The following is a 17241-nucleotide window of genomic DNA, read 5'->3' as shown; positions in this document are numbered from 1 at the left end:
ACTTTTTGCTAATAAGGCCGATATGGGCCGCCGCTTTCCAGCGAGGAGATGCCCGGGTGGTTGCTGAGGTTCCCGTACCGGTTGTAGGTGTACAGGACCCCGGCGATGATGTTGTCCACCGGCTCCCGGATCTGCCCGTACCCGGGCAGGGCGTTCGCGGTGAACGTGGGCGGGATGGTCTGCATCAGGCCCTGGGACGGCACACCGTTCCTGGCGTTGATGTCCGAGTTGTTGATGGCGTTGGGATTGCCACCGGACTCGTGGTGGATGATCGTCCAGATGCGCTGGATGTCCTGGGGGTCGTTCGGGTTCAGGTCGCTCACGTTCAGGCCGCGCTTCTTCAGGTGCTCGGCCATCTCAGGAGACTTGATGATGGTGAGCGCCTCCTTGATCCACTGCACGACCTGTTCCTTGGGCGCCGGGATGTTGCCGTACGACGACGGCGCGCCCGCACCGCCGCCCGCCGCGCCTGGGCCACCACCCGGATTGCCGCCGGGCGCGCTGCCGCCGCCGTTGGCGGAGGAGAGAGAGGTGGGGTCGGCCCTCGTGATCTTCCGCCAGTCGACCTTCTTGTCGCCGGGGTCGAAGTCGGCCCCGCCCGCGTGGGGAATGCTCTTGAAGAAGCGGAAACCGTCGCCGAGCCGTTCGTCGATGGTGCTCTTGGCCGTGGTGAGCGCCTTCTCGGCGTTGCTCACCTGGGTGTTGGCGTCGGAGAGCGCGTTGGGGTACTTCTCCCGCACGTGCTTGTCCACCTCCGCCGCGGAGACGCCGGAGTTGTTCTTCTCATGGTCGCTCGCCGCGGTCTGCGCGGCGGTCTGCAGCCTGTCGATGGTGTTGAAGGCCGTCTCCAGGGCGCCGGCGGCCGTGTCCAGCGCCGTGGCGCAGGCGGAGAGCGCCCCCTGCAGGCCGGTCCCCGCCTTGGGATAGGCGGCCATGTAGGTGGAGAAGGCCGTCGCGGACCCGCCCTGCCAGAGCCTGCCCACCTCGGTGACGTGCTTGGGCAGGCGGTTCGTCGAGGTGGAGACGTGGTCGCCGGCCGTACGCAGGCTGGTGGCGAGCTTGCGGACCTCCGCCGGGTTGCCGCGGACCTTCTCCTTCAGCGCCGCGAGTTCCTCGACGAGGCTCATCCGCCGGAGCCCTTCTCCGCGCCGCGGAAGTTGGCGGCCACCGTGCTGAGCGCCTCCTCGACGCTCTTCATGCGGCTGTGCCCGTGCGAGAACTCCGCGGTGACCGAGTCCCAGACGGCGTCGACCTTCTTGGCCAGGGCGCCCGCGCCTTCGATCTTGCCGAAGATGTCCCCGCTGACGTCGCCCTTCGGCGCCGAGCTCTTGGTGCCCTCGAAGGCGTCGTCGAGGACGAACATGTTCCGCACTTTGTAGGCTTCCTGTCGGCAGTCCTCAATTGCCTGGACGTGCACATCAACGAAGCTCATGAAACTCCCTGACCAATCGCGGAAAAGTGCGCGATAACGGAGCATAGTGGACAGCGTTGTCGCCGAGGAAGGCGCACACTCCCGGGAGGCGGCACGTTATGACGGCTCCGTGAACGCGGTCTGAATCAGGCGTGAGCCGACCCTCCTGTCGACGTAGAAGCCCCGGCCGACCGGCAGCGGCTGCGGGCGCACGTTGCCGAACAGCGGGCCCTCCTCCTTGTTGCCCGACATGATCAGCGCCGGGCTGGCCATCTCCTTCATGCGCTGCACGACCTGGTCGTACATGGCGCGGCTGGCACCGCCGCTCTGCCGGGCCAGGATCAGGTGCAGGCCGATGTCGCGGGCCTGCGGAACCAGGTCGGCCAGCGGCGCCAGCGGATTGTTGGAGGTGGCCACCAGGTCGTAGTCGTCCACGACGATGTAGAGGTCGGAGCCCTGCCACCAGCTCCGCTCCCGCAACTGCTCCGGCGTCAGGTCGGCCGGGGGCAGGCGCTTGAGCAGGGCCGAGCGGGCGTCCGCGATCAGCTGGGTCGCCGCGGTGCTGGAGGCGGCATAACCGATGCGGTGATCGGTCACCGCCGTGTCCAGCAGCGCGCGCCGGTAGTCGATCACGATCATCATGGCCTCTTGCGGCGTCTTCCTGGCGACCACGCCCTCCATGATCAGCTTGAGCACGTTGGACTTGCCGCTCTCGGTGTCGCCGAACGCGATGAAGTGCGGGTCGGTCTCGAAGTCGAGCGCGACCGCCGCCAGCGACTCCTCGTCGATGCCGAGCGCGATCCGGTTCGGGCCCGTCTGCTGCGGCCCCGGCAGCGCGGCGACCGGCAGCAACGAGGGCAGCAGCCGTACGGGCGGCGCGGGCGGTCCCTGCCACGACTGCCGCGCGATCTCCACCATCGACCGCACCCCGTCCGCCACGTCGTCGGCCCCGGACAGCCCGTCGATGCGCGGCAGCGCGGCGAGGAAGTGCAGGCCGTCCCTGGTCAGGCCGCGTCCCGGCACGCCTTCCGGCACGGCGAGCTGCGCCTTCCTGCCGACCTCCGACTCGTAGGAGTCACCCAGCTTGAGCTCGATCCTGGCGCCGAACAGGTCCCTGATGCTGGCCCGGAACTCCGACCACTTGTTGGTCGAGGCCACCACGTGAATGCCGTAACCCAGGCCGCGCGCCGCCAGATCGGTGATCACGCTCTCCAGGCTCTCGAACTCCTGCCTGATCGTCAGCCAGCCGTCCACGACCAGGAAGACATCCCCCCAGCCGTCGCTCTGCACGCTGCCGTCGGCGACCATGCGCCGGTAGGTCGCGATCGAGTCGATGCCGTGCGCCGCGAAGCTCTGCTCCCGCTGGCGCAGCACCCCGCCCACCTCGGCCACGGTCCTGCGTACCCGCTCCGCGTCGAGCCTGGTGGCGACGCCGCCCACGTGCGGCAGGCCCTCCAGCGCGGCCAGGCCGCCGCCGCCGAAGTCGAGGCAGTAGAACTGCACCTCGCGTGGCGTGTGGGTGAGCGCCATGCTGGTGACGATGGCGCGCAGCGCGTTGCTCTTGCCGCTCTGCGGCCCGCCCGCCACGCCGATGTGGCCCGCCGCCCCGGACACATCCAGCCAGTACGGGTCCCGGCGCTGCTCGAACGGCTTGTCGATGATCCCGATGACGGCGTGCAGCCGCCCCCTGCCCTCCCAGCCCGGCGTGGACAGGCCGAGCTCCGGCGTGGCCGACAGCGGCGGCAGCAGGTGCGCCAGCGTGGGCGGCTCGCCGAGCGGGGGCAGCCAGATGCGGTGCGCGGAGGGACCGTGCCCGGTCAGGCGGCGTACCACGATGTCGAGCAGGCTCTCCTGGTTGGCCCGCTCGTTCACCTGCGAGATCTCCGCCTCCTTGGGCGGTTGCGGCACCACGGGGAGCGGGACGTAGGCGGGGCCGTACTCGACGATCTCGCTCGGCAGCGAGTTGCCGTCGTCGGAGCTGGCGCGGCGGGAGTCCGGCTGGTAGGGGCCAGACACGTACGCGGCCTTGAACCTCGTCATGCCGCTGGTCTCGAACTTCAGGTAGCCGTTGCCCGGCGCGGACGGCAGCTCGTACGCGTCCGCCACCCCCAGCACCACCCGGCTCTCCATGGCCGAGAACGTGCGCAGGCCGATCCGGTAGGACAGGTGCGTGTCCAGGCCGCGCAGCCGCCCCTCCTCCAGCCGCTGCGAGGCCAGCAGCAGGTGCACGCCGAGCGAACGGCCCAGCCGCCCGATCATCACGAACAGGTCGATGAACTCCGGCTTGGCCGACAGCAGCTCGCTGAACTCGTCCAGCACCACGAACAGCGTCGGCATCGGCGCGAGCTCGGCCCCCTGCTCCCTGGCCCGCTCGTAGTCGCGCAGCGAGGCGTAGTTGCCCGCCGCGCGCAGCAGCTCCTGACGGCGCACCATCTCGCCGTGCAGCGCGTCGTGCATGCGGTCGACCAGCGGAAGCTCGTCCTCCAGGTTGGTGATGACCGCCGAGACGTGGGTGAGGGAGTCGAGGCCGAGGAAGGTCGCGCCACCCTTGAAGTCGACCAGGACGAAGTTGAGGATCTCCGACGAGTGCGTCACGGCCAGGCCGAGCACCAGCGTGCGGAGCAACTCGCTCTTGCCGGAGCCGGTGGCCCCGATCAGCAGCCCGTGCGGCCCCATGCCGCCCTGCGCGGACTCCTTGATGTCCAGCTCCACGAACCGCCCGTCGGCCCCGAGCCCGATCGGCACCCGCAGCCTGTTACGCCCGGCCCGCGGACGCCAGACGACCGCGGGATCCAGGCTCAGCGGGTCGCTGATGCCCAGCAGGTCGGTGAGCGTGGTGTTCAGCGACAGCACGTCCTCGGACTCGCCGCCGGCGGCGGCCGAGGCCCGCAACGGCGCGAGCTGCCTGGCCAGGCCCTCCGCCTGCAGGTAGTCGAGCCCGTCGGGATCGCCGAGCCGGGTCCTGTGCTCCTTGCCCGCGTGGTCGATCTTCACCATGTGGAAGCCGTCCGGCCGGATGTCCAGCCGCAACATGCCGTTCTCCTCCACGTCGGCGGTCGAGCCGGACAGGTCGATCACCGTCACGCCCTGGATGGCGTCGCTGCCGAGCTGCGAGTCGTGCGAGACGTAGCCGCCGTCCACGATCAGCACGTGGTACGGCAGCGAGTCGGCGGGGGAGCCGGGACGGAAGCGGGCACGTTCCTTGAGCTCGTCGCCGACCAGCCGGTCCAGCTCGCTCAGGTTCTCCGTCATCAGCCGGACCTGGCCCGCCGCGTCCACCTCGTCCGGATGCAGCGCGTGCGGCAGCCACTTGACCCACTCCCAGTGCGGCATCCCCTCCGCGCCGGCGCACACCATGATCCGCAGGTCGTCCGGCGAGTGGAACACGGTCAGCTGGGCGATCATGGCGCGCACCAGCTTGCGCGTCGTCGCCGGGTCGCCGTTCAGCCTGATCCTGGCGAACGAGCCGAGCGCCACGGCCACGGGCAGCTTGGAGACGGTCGAGTGCGCCCTGATGAACCTGCGCAGCGCGCCGGCCGACAGCGCGTCCAGGTCCTCCACCGGCTTGGAGTCCGGCGGGATGATCTGGATGGCCAGCTTCTGGACGCCGGTGCCGAGCCGTACGGTGGCGAAGTCCTCGTCGCGCGGGCGGCGCTCCCACAACCGCGGGCCCATCGCCACCCACCACAGGCCGTCCGGCTCGGGGTTTCCCCACTCAAGGGCCTCGCGCTGCTGCTTGGCGGCGCGCCTGGCCCGCTTGCGCACCTGGTCCAGATAGCGGAAGTAATCGCGGCGGGCGCCGTTGAGCTTGTACTTTCGTTCACCGGCCTGGCGGCCCACCTGGCCGAGCGTCATGCCCAGCATGGACAGCGCGAACAGGCCGCTGGAGACGTACATGATGGGGTTCGCGTTGCCGTAGGAGGTGAACATCAGGGCCATCGCGGCCGCGCCCGCCACCATGGGGAGGTAGGTCAGCACGAGCATGAGGCCCTGCCCCTGGACCTCGGGAATCTCCGGCGGGGATTCGAGGAGAACCTCGCCGCGCGGGGGTTTGGGGCCGGGACGGCGCTCGGGGCGGCGTACAACGACGATGCTCATCGAGACGTTCCTACCAGAAGAGACCAGATATGTTCTGTGGTGTCCAAGCGTAGCTTGGGGACGGAGAGTTAGAAGTTGGGACAGATTGTTCAGGGGCCTCCGCCCGGACCGCCCCCGATACAGGGCCCCTACCACGGTCCGCCTCCGATGCACGGTCCGATGCAGGGCCCGATGCAGGGGCCCGGTTTCCCGGGACCCCCCGGTATGCCGCCGCCACAGGGGCCTTTCCAGCAGAGCGCGCTGCCGCAGGTGCCCATGCCGCTGCCCGCGCAGTGCCATGTGACCATCGTCGGGCCGCGCCGCAGGGCCGACCTGGCGCTGCCCGCCGACATTCCGCTGCCGAACGTGCTGCCCGGCCTCCTGCGCGCGCTGGGCGAGGTGGGCGGCGACGCCGCGTCCGCTCCCGGCTGGACGCTCCAGCGGCCCGGCGGCGCCCCGCTGGACCTGGGGCAGAGCCTCGGCGCGCTCGGCGTGCTGGACGGTGAGATCCTCTACCTCCGGCCGCGCGAGGCCGCGCTTCCGCCCGCCCTGTACGACGACGTGGCCGACGTGGTCGCCACCGGCGTGCGCGGCGGACGCGGCGTGTGGTCGGCCGCGCACACCAGGATCGTGGGCGCCAGCGGCGCGATGGGCCTGCTGGTGCTGGGCGCGTTCGGCCTGGCCCTGTCGGGCATGCCGGGACTGACCATCATGATCGTCGCCGGGCTGCTGGCGCTGCTGCTGGTCGTCACGGGCACGCTGCTGTCGCGGGCGGTCGGCGACTCCATGGCGGGGGCGCTGATCGGGCACGCGGCGTTGCCGTACGGGTTCGTGACGGGCCTGTACGCGCCCGGGATGGCGGCGGGCATCGGCGCGCCCCAGGTGCTGGGGGCGCTGGCCTGCACCGCTCTCGTGGCGGCCATCTGCGGCACGCTGGTCTCCGACGGTGTGCCCGGCTTCCTCGGCGTGGCCGGGGTCTCCACGGTCGGCGGGATCTGCGCGGCCGTCGTCATGGTGTGGGGAACCTCACCCGCCGGGGTGGCCGCGATGGCCGTCGCGCTGTTGGTGGCCTTCAGCCCGCTGGTGCCGACGCTGTCGTTCAAGCTGGCCAAGGTGCCGCTGCCGGCGATGCCGACCACGGCCGAGGAACTGCGCGGCGACAACCAGCGACTGGACGCCCCGGCCATCCAGGAGCGGACCAAGGTCGCGCAGCGCTACGCGCTCGGCATGATCATCATGCTCACGCTGTCGGCGCTGCTGACGCAGGTGCTGCTGGTGCTCGACGACTACTGGGTGTCGGAGGTCATGACGGCGTCCCTGTCGCTCACCCTGATCCTGCGGGCCCGGGTCTTCCGTGGCATGGGACAGCGGCTCTGGCTCATCGGCACCGGCCTGGCCGGATTCGCCATGCTCGCGCTGTCGCTGGTCGATCAGGGCGGGATCGTCGGGTCGATGGCCGTGGCCATCGCCGTGTTGTGGGTGGCGCTGATGAGCGTGGGCATCGGGGTTTGGCTGGCGACGGGCAAGCCCTCGCCGTTCTGGGGGCGCGCGGCCGACATCCTGGACGTCGCGCTGATGGTGCAGCTCTTCCCGCTCGCGCTGGGAGTGCTGGAGGTCTACACGTGGGTGCGCGGGTTGTCGGGATAGGAGAGGTTATGCAGGAGTTCGGCGATTTCGCCAACATCGATGTCGACAAGCTCATCAAGGGCATGGACCAGCAGGTCGAGCAGATGGAGGAGTTCCAGCGGGTGCTCGGCTCGATCGTCGGCACCGCCCAGGACGAGGACGGCTTCGTCACCATCGAGTACGGGAACGAAGGAGTGCGCGAGCTGGAGCTGCATCCGAAGGCGATGCGGCTGTCCTCCGGCGAGCTGGCCGAGCTGATCAAGGCGATCCTGGCCGAGGCCACGGAGGACTTCCAGAAGCGCATGTACGAGGCCGCGGGTACCGTCTTCGGCGACGAGGACAACCCGATGCAGCTCATGAAGGATCCGGACGCGGCGATCGCCAAGGTCAAGCAGGCTGAGGCGGTATACGACCGCGCGTTCGAGGATGTGATGGGCGAACTCGACCAGATTCGCCGAAGGATGGACCTCTGACGCGTGCCGCTGACCCTGCCAGCTTCCAGGAGTCAGCGGACTCCTGGGGCCTCTACCAGCGGATTTGTTGAAACTTCATCATTTCGCGACGGATCCGTAATTTGGGGTTAGTGGGAAACTTGGGGCGTTTGGTGGCTACGATGCCTTTTATGTTGTTCGCCAGGGTGACCGGTTCCCTATCCAGGGTGACCGTCCGCCCTGGCAGCTAGGCCATCTCGACATGGAGGTCCAGTGGCACTGTACGGGGCCAGTCCTACTCAACTCACGACCGCGGCAGGGTACTGCGAGACGACCGCGCAGCACATCGAGGGCATGCGGCAGCGAGTGCAGACGATCAAGACCCAGCTCACCACCCAGGGGTGGAAGGGCGGTGCTTCGCAGAAGTTCGCTCAGGCGCTCGACGCGTGGGACATCGACTTCAAGGCCGTCATCAAGATCCTTGAGGACATCCACGACCGGCTGAACATGGGTGCCGGTGTCTACCGCAACGCCGCCGACGAGAACATGCAGCTCGCCGGCCGGGCCACCGCCGCCGGCTCCAACGCCGTCGACTCCGCTATCAACCGCTGACCTGGACGGAGCACCACATCATGGGTATGCCTGCCGAGGACCACACTTACGTCCGTTTCGGTTCGATGGACGAGGCCTTCGAGGACCTCAAGGCCGTCGTCACGGAGCTCGACCGGGTCACCGACCAGCTCTACGCCGACATCAAGAAGGAGCTCGGGCCGAGCTGGGAAGGCGAGGCTCAGACTTACTTCGACCAGAAGAAGAACGAGTGGAACGCCCTCGAGGTGCAGATGGGCCAGGAGCTCTTCAACGCCGCGTCGGCGGTCAACGTCGCCAACGGCAATTACCAGAGCGCCGAGCGCCGCAACATCGGTATCTGGTCGGACTGACCCATCTCGCCCATCCTTTCGGTCATCGCCGGGGCGCGATGGCCGAAAGCTCTGTTCGCTAAGGGTAAGGCATGAGCTACGACGGTGCTCGGGAGAACTCGCCATCCGGCATGCGCGCGGTCGCGGAGGAGCTGAGAGCTTCCCACGGGGCCATGACGGGCAAGGGTGAGCGGCCGAACGGCAATGTCAACCAGATCTACACGGGCAACGAGGTCTCCACGGCGCAGATCGGCACCTGGCCGGATGCCGCCGCCCTCGCCGCCGCAGTGGGATCGAACAACGCGGGCGCGCAGCTCGCCATGGTGTACAACCAATTCATCACGGCCTACCAGGATGTCGTCAAGGCGGTCGAGGCGAGCGCCGACAGCCACGACAAGGCGCGCCGGACCAACGAGGGCGGCGCCTGATGGCCAAGCATGGGCACATCGACATCAAGAACGGCAATGCGCCTCAGGGTACGCAACCCTCCGAGGGCATAGACGTGATCAAGAAGTGGCTCACGAGCGCCGATCCGCTCATGGTCGATGGCGCCGGGATGACGTTCACCAACGCGGGAAGCAAGGTCGAGCAGGCGGTCAGTGCTCTCCAGACGCACAAAGCGAAGATCGTGGAGGTCTGGAAGGGGCCGGACGCCGAACTGGCCGCCGGAGCGCTTGACCAACTGGAGAAGACCGGCAACGAGCTGAAAAAGGTCTTTCAGGACATGGGCTCCGCGCTGCAGACCTACGCGATAAGCCTCACGGCGGCGCAGACCGCGGTCGAGAAGATACCTCCGGACCTTACGAACTACGAGCACACGCCATACCAGTCCACCGAGGATACGCGCGCTCAAAAGGTGCTCGGCGATCTCAACCAGAAGATCGTCGCGGTCTACGCGAGCATCCCCACCTCTTTCAGCTACACCCTGCCCACCGTCGCAGCCGACGGCGGTCCCCCCACCACCAGGTCACCCAACTACCCCACGGGCTCGGAGACGAATCCCGCCGCCTGGTACGGGTCGGGCAGTGACGGCGGCGGGTCCAACGGCAACGGTTCCGGTGGCTCCGGCAACGGGTCGACCGGCAACGGCAGCAGTCCCGGCAACCCCGGTGGATCGAATCCCGGCGGCTCCAACCCGGGTGGCTCCGATCCGAACAACCCGGGCGGCTCCGATCCGAACAACCCCGGCGGTTCGGATCCGAACAACCCCGGCACGCCCGACCCCGAAACGCCGACCACCCCGCCTTCGACCCAGGACCCCGGCCAGCCGCAGACGCCCGCCCCGGGCGATGACGACGGCACGGTGCCCTCGGTCATCGGCGACCAGGACCGTACGACCACCGACGGCACGGATCGCACCGACCCGAACCAGACGGACATGGCGAGCTACCAGCCCCCGGTGCTGACCACGCCGACCACCGCGGTGCCGCCCACCACGTTCACCCCGACGCCCAGCTTCTCCACCCCCACGGCGCCGGTTCCCGGTTCGCCCGGCATCCCCTCGGTCATCGGCTCGCCGGGCGTCGGCGGGCCGGGCGCGCAGAACGCGCTCGCCGCGGCTCGCGCGGGCAGCGGGATGACGCCTGGCGGCATGCCGTTCATGCCGTTCATGGGGGCCGGCGGGGCAGGTGCCGGTGAGTACGGGGACATGGAGCGGAACACGTACATGCCGGAGGACTCGAGCTCATGGGGCTGCGGCAATGAGACGACGGACCCGGTGATCGGATGACCAACAACGGCTCGAACCCCGCGGACCTCGGCGGCTACGCCGGGCTCGCGGGGTCGGGCTTCTCCTATGGCGAGGGCGAGCTCAAGAACTCCGGGCACAAGTTCGATGAGCAGGCCGGCAAGCTCGGGACGCTCAAAGGGCACTCGAACGAGTTGCACGTGGGCTTCCCGCACTTCGGCGTAGTCGCCTGGGGTCTTCACAGCGCGCACAACAACGCGATCCAGAGCCGGGAGAGCGCGTTGCAGAGGGCGGAGGCCGCGCTCAAGACCTGGAAGGAAGGGCTCGCGGCGGCCGACGCCAACTATAAAAAGGCCGACGAACTGCCTCAGATGCCGCAGGCGCCGTCCGTCGACACTCCGGGCATGCCCAAAATGCCCGGTGCGGGCGACATCCCCAACGTGAAGACCCCCGAGATTCCCAACACGGGCATGCCCGACACCGGCGATCTGGGGCTGCCCAAGACCCCGGGCACCGACCTCCCCGGCAGCGATCTCCCCGGCACCGACCTCCCCGGCACCGACGTGCCGGGAACGGACGTGCCGGGAACGGACGTGCCGGGAACGGACGTGCCCGGTGTGAACACCCCGGAGGTGCCGGACGCGAACATGCCCGAGACGCCGAACGTGGACGTGCCGACGACCGATCCGGCCGACATGAAGGTCCCGTCCATCGACCAGGCGCTCAACGACCCGTCGAAGACCGACCTGTCGCAGTACCAGCCCACCACCCCGTCGCTGAACACCCCGTCGCTGAACACCAACGTGCCGACCACGGACCCGTCCCTGCAGAACCCGCGCCTGAACACCCCGAACACAGTGGGCGGTCCCGTCGTCGGCACCGGGACGGGCGTCGGCGCCCCCAACGCCGGCCTGCCGAACGCCAACGCGGCCGGACTGCGCGGCGCGGCGGGTGCGGGCGGCATGCCGATGATGCCCATGATGCCGATGGGCGCCGGCGCGGGCGGCGACCAGGAACGCGATCGGGAGAAGACCGTGGGGTTGTCGGAGGACGAGGGTGTCTGGATGGGCGATGAGGAAATCGCGCCGCAGGTGATCGGACTGGAGGAGATATGAGCGCGTACAAAGAGGCGTACATGGCCTCCGCCGCCGCGGCCGCGGGCCTGTCGTTCGCCATTCAGTCCCGCTGGGCCTACTACGCCGCCGCCGCTCTGGCGACCGTGGTCAGCAACCCGGATGACATGGACAAGGCCGTGGGGAAATGGCGTGAGACCAATGCGAGCATCGCCACGCTGAACACGGACCTGGACAAGCTGAAGACGGACCTCCAGGACAAGGGCGAGTGGCAGGGACAGGCGTCCGACACCTTCGCCGCCACCCACAAGACCTACAAGCAGTCGCTCGATGAGCTCGGAAGAGCCAACGCCGGCGCCGGCGACGCCGTCGAGCAGCATTCGACCCTGGCCAAGTGGGGCCTCGTCCCGGCCGGCGCCGTGGTCACCCTCATGGGGGTCGCGGCGGCGACGAGGCTGGCAGGCAACCTGACGGGGCCTTGGGGGAAGGCGGCCGCGCTCATCTTCGACAAGCTCGTCGGCACGGCCACGCTTCAGGTGACCAAGCAGATGGTCAAGAAGTTCGGCATCGCCTCCGCCGTCGTCGGAGGTCTCATGTACACCGTCATGCAGATGTCGGAGTCGTCGGGCAAGGCGTTCCCGGGGGCGAAGGCCGTGCCGGCGGACCTCAACACGGGTGGCGGTCTCAAGTACCAGTTCCCGCAGCTCGAATACCAAGAGGGCATGGGCCTGACGCAGAAGGTCGACACGGAGGGCATGACGAACATGCCCAAGGGCGGCGGGATTCTGGGAATTTAGCCGTACCGCGTCGGCTCCGGTCCACCCGTTGTTCTCCCGGAGTTAAGACGATTCTCCTGACACCCGGGAGGAGATTGGGTTGGATGTGGCGGTAATTCGTGATCTATCGCCGCCACTTTCACGGGAAGGGTGCCTGTGGACCCTGAGCGATCCGACGGTCGGCTGCGGATCGGCCGCTACACCGTCGTCGCGACGGTCGGTGAAGGGCCGCGTGGCACCGTCTACCTCGGGCAGGACGGTTCGTCCGCGCCGCGCGCGATCAAGCTGCTGGCGCCGGACGCGGATGTCGTGCAGCGTCTGGAGTCGCTGCGGCGGGTGTCGGGCTCCCATGTGTCGCGGGTACTGGACGCGGGCGTGTGGGAGGGGCGGCCGTACCTGGTCAGGGAGCAGGCGCTGGGGCACAGCCTCGCCGAGATCGTCGCCGTGGACGGGCCGCTGGCGGGGGACGAGCTGGAGCGGGTCGCGTTCGGCGTCCTGACGGCGCTGACCTCGATCCATCTGAAGGGTCTGACGCACGGCGGGCTCACCCCGAGCAACGTCATCCTGACCGCGGAGGGCCCCAAGGTCACCGACATGGCGGTCGGAGCGCCCGTGGGCGAGGTCGGCTACCGCGCGCCGGAGCAGCTTGCGGTGGGCGCGTGCGGTGCGTACTCGGACCTCTTCTCGTGGGCGGCGGTCGTCGTGTTCGCGGGCACCGGGCGACCGCCGTTCGGCCAGGACGCCCAGGCCGTGCTGCACGGCCCGCCGGACCTGGGCGACCTGCCGGAGCCGCTGCGCGGCCTCGTGGCCACGGCACTCGCCAAGGCGTCAGAGCAGCGGCCATCGGCGCAGGCGGCGCTGCTCCGCCTGCTCGGCGAGGAGGACAAACCGCCCCCGCCCCCAGCACCCCACCAGCCCCCGACAGCCCACCAGCCTTCCGCACCCCAACCGTCCCCACAATCCCACCAGTCCTCCGCACCCCACCCGTCTTCGGCAGCCCACTCCGTTCCACCAGGGCCTGCGGACAGTGCGCGGTCCTGGGGGCCGCCCGCGACGCCTGAGGCGGCGGTGCGGTCGTCGCCCGATCAGGCGGACGAGGGCACGCCCGCCCGTTCCTTCCCGGTCGGGCTGGTCGCGGTCATGGGGGCCGTCGTGCTCCTGTCCGGGCTGGGACTCTGGGGAGCCAGCCGGTACGCCGGCACGGCGCCCGCCCTGCGGCCCGCGGCGGCCGACGCGGGCAATGTCTCACCAATACCCTCGCAGGGGGCACACTCCCGGCAGCCGGACCTGGCCGTCCCCTGGGCGAGCGCATCCGAGCCGGGGGACACGACGATGCCGTTCGAGCTCCCGACCGAGCAGACGGCGGCCCCGGTGCCGGAGCTGAGCACCGTGCCCACGCCGGCCCCGCCACCGGTGCCGAGCCAGCCGGTCCCGCAGCCCACCACGACGGTCACCAGGCAACCGACCGCCACGCCGACCCGCTCCGCCGCCGCCAAGGAGCAGGAGCCGAAGAAGCCCACGCCGACGAAGACCGTCACGGCCACCGCGAAGCCGGAGCCCACCCCGAGCACCCCCGCGCCCTCCAGGACCGCTCCGGAGATCTCTCCCGGCGGCGGGTCCAAGGACATCCGGACGAACTACGCCTGGGCCAAGGGTTCGGTGTCCTGGAACGGGAAGGAGGCCACCGCGAGCGGGCAACTGCACGACACCCCGCAGCGCGAGTCCCGGTCGTGGGTGCGGATCGCGTACAAGATCTATGTCTCAGGGGCATGGAAGACGCGCTACGCCCAGCCTGACCCGCAGGTCAATGCCGGGAACGGGCAGTACGCCGGCATCTCGTTCTCGATGAGCGGGCCGATCAAGGACGTGCAGTGGGATCTGTGCTCCGAGCGGGAGGGCAAGTCGTACTGCACCGGGTGGAGCTGAGCGTCACTGCGCCTGTTGTTGTTGCTGCTGGCGCAGGGGCTGGGCGTCCTGGATCGGTGTCCTGGCGGCCGCCGGGTCCAGGGCGGGACCGTCGGGGATCAGCCGCAGCAGGTGGGCGGGCACCGGCGCGACGTCCTTGGCGTCGTACCCCAGCTTGGCCACGATCTCCCCGGAAGCCAGCTGGAACCGCTTGCCCTGGTCGGTGATCAGCGAGTACTGCTGCACCGCCGACAGTTGCCCGTCACCGGGCAGGGTTCCGGCCAGCACCGCGCCGCCGGGCGGCAGCAGCACCTGGTCGACCTTGTCGGGGCCGGCGCTCGCCGGGGGCGTCGGGATCCGGATCCTGCTGCCCGTGGTCAGGTTGGCGCTGGTCGAGCCCTTCAGGGTGTCGGAGTACACCGCGCAGAGCGGGGCCGACACGCCGGGCACGCGGAAGCGCGGCATGGTGGCGGGCAGTCCCTGCTTCTGCAGGTTGCGCTTGGACACCTTGGTCGCGTTGGCGCTCGCCGCGTCGATCTCCGTCTCGCGTACCGGCTGCTTGCCGTAGGCGGCCTTGCTGCCCGGGTCCTGCAGCAACATCATCGCCTGCGTGTGGCTGATGGGCGCCAGGCCGTCGGTGAGCAGCACGTACCAGCGATCGCCCCCGCCCGTCATGGAGGGCACCTTGTAGACGCGTCCTGCCTTGGCCGCCCCGCCGCCGGGGGCGGCGGCCTTCTTGCCGCGCTGCGGGACCCACGGAGGGGAGAAGTCCACGCCGGCGGGGATGGCGTTGACCCACGAGGCGGGCACGCGGCGCGGCTCCTGGTCGGTGAGCCGGTCCACGTGCGGCGCCCGCATGCGCCGGTTGGACCACAACACCCAGTCCTGCTGCCCGTCGTTGACGACCAGCGCGTCGGTGCCGACGGGTGTGCCGCCGAGGTCGGTGCCCGCCACGAGCGAGACGAACGCCTTGCGTACGCCGGTGGCATCGGCCCCCTCGACCACGCACGCCGACCACGGCGCCTTGACCAGCCGCTCCCGCTTGGGCAACGAGTCGGGCGCGCCCTGGATGCCGACCTTGTGCCCGCGGTTGAAGCCGGCCAGCGACTCCGCCGACACCGTTCTGACCTTGATGTCCTGGGCGTCGAGCATCAGCCGGGCGGAGACGTAGTTCGCCACCGGCTGCAGCGACCCGCTCTGCTGGTTGTAGACGTAGGAGGCGCCGGTCTCCTCCTCGATCAGCAGCTGACCGGCGTCTGTCAGCTTCGTGGCGTTACCCGGCTTGAGCAGACCCCAGATCCCGAACGCCGCCACGATCAGCACGCCGATGATGATTCCGGCGAACGTGGCCACGTTGTGCCGCCGCATGGGGGACTCCGGCAGATCGGGCTCCCCCTGCAGCAGAGCCAGTCCCAGGCGTTGCGTCATGAATCGATGCGCCTGATAGAGGTCCTTCTGGGTCTGCATATCGGCATATGTTACGCATGTTGACTATGAGTCTTCTGTACGGCTAAGAAACATTCCACTAAGCTCCTTGACCGAGTGCCAAGGGGGAAGATCCATATGGGAACGCAACCGCCTCCGGGTTGGCCGGGGCTGCAGGCCGAGCGGGACGCCGTCACGTACGACGCGAAGAAGATCGAGACCATCGCCGGGGAACTGCGCGACGCGCTCAAACCCCTTGAGACGATGAGCTACGGCAACCCGGGCTCGATTCACGACTTCAACGCGGCAGGCTACACGATCCAGACCTTCACCGACCACCTGAAGACCGTGGAGCGCTGGGGAGGCGGCCACGACTTCGCCGCGCAGCTGATGGGCAGCCACAAGTCGCTCCATGAGATCTATCAGGAGGTCGTGACCAAGCTGAACATCGCGATCTCCCTTGTGGACGCCGGAGCCGGCAACTACAAGGTGACGGACACGGCCAACCTCGGGGGGAGCTGATCGGCATGGGGAAGCCGGCCAAGGAAGAAACGTACATGCTCAAGCCCTCCTGCCCGTCCTGGGACGTCGACACGGGGGGCCGCAGCGTCGAGGAGCTCGTGACCTTCTTCAACGGTCTCGATGCCACCCAGGGTGTCTCGAAGGCGGCGACCTCCTACGAGGAAGCCAGGAAAGCGATCATCAAGGCCCAGGGCGAGATCAAAACCCAGGCCATCGCGCTTGAGAAGGTCTGGGAGGGCGAGGCCTCGGTCGAGGCGCAGACGGCGCTCGGCATCCTGCACGTCACGATGGGCAGGCTGGTCGAGGCGATGGAGCCGATGCACCAGGCCATGGACGGCCTCACCGAAGTGGTGAAACATCACAAGGCGTTCATGCAGGACGGCTCCAAGGGCATTCTGAGCACGTGGCACGGCGGTGGCAGCAACTCCTCCTGGAACGACAGCATCCCGGACATCTACAGCACCTACAAGGGCTACTACAAGCAGGGTGCCGTGGCGGGGACGGGCGATGCCGTCGAGAACAACGCCGACCACGACTTCGGCTCGCCGGACGAACTGGCCGGGCTGCACCTGCAGACGTTCGGCCAGGACCTCCAGGCGGTCTACGCGAGGATGCCGAACTCGATCGAAACCGCGATACCGGACATCAAGCCCGCGGAGCCCACGATCGAGAAGCCGCCGCCGGTGAACTACCCCACTCCCAACGCCGACGTCAGGCAGCCGTACTCGGGCAGCCCCTACACGCCGACCAGCGGCTCGCCGCAGACGCCGAACTTCGACGGCAGCATCCCGAACACCGACGGGCCGTCGTACACGCCGCCCAACTCGACGAACCCGGACACCCCGCCGGTGAACCAGCCCGGCACGCCTTCGCCGAACACCCCGGGCACGCCTTCCCCCAACACTCCCGGGACGCCGGACCCCAACCAGCCGACCAACCCGAACGGCCAGACCCCCACGGTGCCCGGCACCACGAACCCGGGTCAGGACCCGAACAACCCGGCGGCCAACGTCCCCAAGACGAGCCTCCAGGACTACCAGCCCTCCACGAACCTGCCCAACGTCGGCAACCCGCCCAACAGCACGCCGAACTACAACACCCTCAACACCCCGCAGACGCAGTACTCACCCAACACGCCCAGTGGCCCGGCGACGTTCGGCGGCACCACCGGCGGGGTGGGCGGTTCCCTGGCCACCCCGGCGGCGGCGAACGCCGGCACGCGCGGGGCCAACGGCATGGGCGGCATGCCCTTCATGCCGATGGGCATGGGCGCCGGGGCGGGAGCCCAGGGGGAGCAGGACCGGGAGTCGACCACCTGGCTGCACGAGGACGACGACGTCTGGGGCGGGGACACCGATTCGGTGGTGAACAGCAAGATCGGGTAACGG

At 69.2% G+C, this 17241-nt stretch carries 15 protein-coding genes; 11 read left to right on the top strand and 4 right to left on the bottom strand.

Annotated elements, in window-relative coordinates:
• Positions 1–8: 8 nt before the first annotated feature.
• From AB0I81_RS27980 to eccCa, 3 genes are all read right to left on the bottom strand, one after another.
• Entirely contained in the window at positions 9–1127 is a 1119-nt protein-coding gene (locus AB0I81_RS27980; RefSeq protein WP_360662300.1) for a transglycosylase SLT domain-containing protein, read from the bottom strand.
• Entirely contained in the window at positions 1124–1432 is a 309-nt protein-coding gene (locus tag AB0I81_RS27975) for a hypothetical protein (RefSeq protein ID WP_360662297.1), read from the bottom strand. Before AB0I81_RS27975 ends, AB0I81_RS27980 begins: the two co-directional genes overlap by 4 nt.
• A 96-nt stretch (positions 1433–1528) precedes the next feature.
• Entirely contained in the window at positions 1529–5509 is a 3981-nt protein-coding gene (gene eccCa / locus AB0I81_RS27970) for a type VII secretion protein EccCa (protein WP_360662294.1), read from the bottom strand.
• A gap of 204 nt (positions 5510–5713) precedes the next feature.
• Between eccCa and eccD the strand changes: the two genes are divergently transcribed.
• The 9 genes from eccD (at position 5714) to AB0I81_RS27925 (ending at position 13927) form a co-directional block, all read left to right on the top strand.
• Entirely contained in the window at positions 5714–7135 is a 1422-nt protein-coding gene (gene eccD, locus AB0I81_RS27965) for a type VII secretion integral membrane protein EccD (RefSeq protein ID WP_360662291.1), read from the top strand.
• Positions 7136–7143: 8 nt separating this feature from the next.
• Positions 7144–7587 (top strand): YbaB/EbfC family nucleoid-associated protein, encoded by a 444-nt coding sequence (locus AB0I81_RS27960; RefSeq protein ID WP_360662288.1) that lies wholly within the window; start codon positions 7144–7146, stop codon positions 7585–7587.
• Positions 7588–7818: 231 nt separating this feature from the next.
• The gene (locus AB0I81_RS27955) at positions 7819–8157 is read left to right on the top strand and encodes a WXG100 family type VII secretion target (protein WP_360662285.1); all 339 of its coding nucleotides are present in this window, start codon (positions 7819–7821) and stop codon (positions 8155–8157) included.
• 20 nt (positions 8158–8177) lie between these two features.
• Positions 8178–8486 (top strand): WXG100 family type VII secretion target, encoded by a 309-nt coding sequence (locus AB0I81_RS27950; RefSeq protein WP_360662282.1) that lies wholly within the window; start codon positions 8178–8180, stop codon positions 8484–8486.
• A gap of 71 nt (positions 8487–8557) precedes the next feature.
• Positions 8558–8893: a hypothetical protein gene (locus AB0I81_RS27945; RefSeq protein WP_360662279.1), complete on the top strand. Its 336-nt coding sequence runs from the start codon at positions 8558–8560 to the stop codon at positions 8891–8893.
• On the top strand, positions 8893–10194 hold the full coding sequence (locus AB0I81_RS27940; protein ID WP_360662276.1) for a hypothetical protein: 1302 nt from the start codon (positions 8893–8895) through the stop codon (positions 10192–10194). Before AB0I81_RS27945 ends, AB0I81_RS27940 begins: the two co-directional genes overlap by 1 nt.
• On the top strand, positions 10191–11267 hold the full coding sequence (locus tag AB0I81_RS27935; protein ID WP_360662273.1) for a hypothetical protein: 1077 nt from the start codon (positions 10191–10193) through the stop codon (positions 11265–11267). Before AB0I81_RS27940 ends, AB0I81_RS27935 begins: the two co-directional genes overlap by 4 nt.
• The gene (locus tag AB0I81_RS27930) at positions 11264–12022 is read left to right on the top strand and encodes a WXG100 family type VII secretion target (protein WP_360662271.1); all 759 of its coding nucleotides are present in this window, start codon (positions 11264–11266) and stop codon (positions 12020–12022) included. The genes AB0I81_RS27935 and AB0I81_RS27930 overlap by 4 nt, the downstream gene beginning before the upstream one ends.
• A 135-nt stretch (positions 12023–12157) precedes the next feature.
• Entirely contained in the window at positions 12158–13927 is a 1770-nt protein-coding gene (locus AB0I81_RS27925; protein ID WP_360662268.1) for a hypothetical protein, read from the top strand.
• Positions 13928–13930: 3 nt separating this feature from the next.
• Here AB0I81_RS27925 and eccB read toward each other — a convergent pair whose 3' ends face one another.
• Positions 13931–15373, bottom strand: a complete 1443-nt coding sequence (gene eccB, locus AB0I81_RS27920) for a type VII secretion protein EccB (RefSeq protein WP_360662265.1) — start codon at positions 15371–15373, stop codon at positions 13931–13933.
• A 96-nt stretch (positions 15374–15469) separates the two neighbouring features.
• Here eccB and AB0I81_RS27915 point away from each other — a divergent pair, with 96 nt between their 5' ends.
• The gene (locus AB0I81_RS27915) at positions 15470–15853 is read left to right on the top strand and encodes a hypothetical protein (RefSeq protein ID WP_360662262.1); all 384 of its coding nucleotides are present in this window, start codon (positions 15470–15472) and stop codon (positions 15851–15853) included.
• A gap of 5 nt (positions 15854–15858) precedes the next feature.
• Positions 15859–17238 carry a hypothetical protein gene (locus AB0I81_RS27910; RefSeq protein WP_360662259.1) on the top strand — a complete coding sequence of 460 codons (1380 nt, stop codon included), beginning with the start codon at positions 15859–15861 and terminating at the stop codon, positions 17236–17238.
• The last annotated feature ends 3 nt before the right edge of the window (positions 17239–17241 follow it).

This window comes from Nonomuraea sp. NPDC050404 (assembly GCF_040655495.1).
Classification (GTDB): Bacteria; Actinomycetota; Actinomycetes; order Streptosporangiales; family Streptosporangiaceae; genus Nonomuraea.
Note: the sequence above shows the minus strand (reverse complement) of the source record. Positions and strands in the feature narration are given on the sequence as shown.

Excerpts from the sequence above, each read along its gene's own strand:
- AB0I81_RS27980 (WP_360662300.1), bottom strand. The coding sequence starts at position 1,127 with ATGAGCCTCGTCGAGGAACTCGCGGCGCTGAAGGAGAAGGTCCGCGGC.
- AB0I81_RS27975 (WP_360662297.1), bottom strand. The coding sequence starts at position 1,432 with ATGAGCTTCGTTGATGTGCACGTCCAGGCAATTGAGGACTGCCGACAG.
- eccCa (WP_360662294.1), bottom strand. The coding sequence starts at position 5,509 with ATGAGCATCGTCGTTGTACGCCGCCCCGAGCGCCGTCCCGGCCCCAAA.
- eccD (WP_360662291.1), top strand. The coding sequence starts at position 5,714 with ATGCCGCCGCCACAGGGGCCTTTCCAGCAGAGCGCGCTGCCGCAGGTG.
- AB0I81_RS27960 (WP_360662288.1), top strand. The coding sequence starts at position 7,144 with ATGCAGGAGTTCGGCGATTTCGCCAACATCGATGTCGACAAGCTCATC.
- AB0I81_RS27950 (WP_360662282.1), top strand. The coding sequence starts at position 8,178 with ATGGGTATGCCTGCCGAGGACCACACTTACGTCCGTTTCGGTTCGATG.
- AB0I81_RS27945 (WP_360662279.1), top strand. The coding sequence starts at position 8,558 with ATGAGCTACGACGGTGCTCGGGAGAACTCGCCATCCGGCATGCGCGCG.
- AB0I81_RS27940 (WP_360662276.1), top strand. The coding sequence starts at position 8,893 with ATGGCCAAGCATGGGCACATCGACATCAAGAACGGCAATGCGCCTCAG.
- AB0I81_RS27935 (WP_360662273.1), top strand. The coding sequence starts at position 10,191 with ATGACCAACAACGGCTCGAACCCCGCGGACCTCGGCGGCTACGCCGGG.
- AB0I81_RS27930 (WP_360662271.1), top strand. The coding sequence starts at position 11,264 with ATGAGCGCGTACAAAGAGGCGTACATGGCCTCCGCCGCCGCGGCCGCG.
- eccB (WP_360662265.1), bottom strand. The coding sequence starts at position 15,373 with ATGCAGACCCAGAAGGACCTCTATCAGGCGCATCGATTCATGACGCAA.
- AB0I81_RS27915 (WP_360662262.1), top strand. The coding sequence starts at position 15,470 with ATGGGAACGCAACCGCCTCCGGGTTGGCCGGGGCTGCAGGCCGAGCGG.
- AB0I81_RS27910 (WP_360662259.1), top strand. The coding sequence starts at position 15,859 with ATGGGGAAGCCGGCCAAGGAAGAAACGTACATGCTCAAGCCCTCCTGC.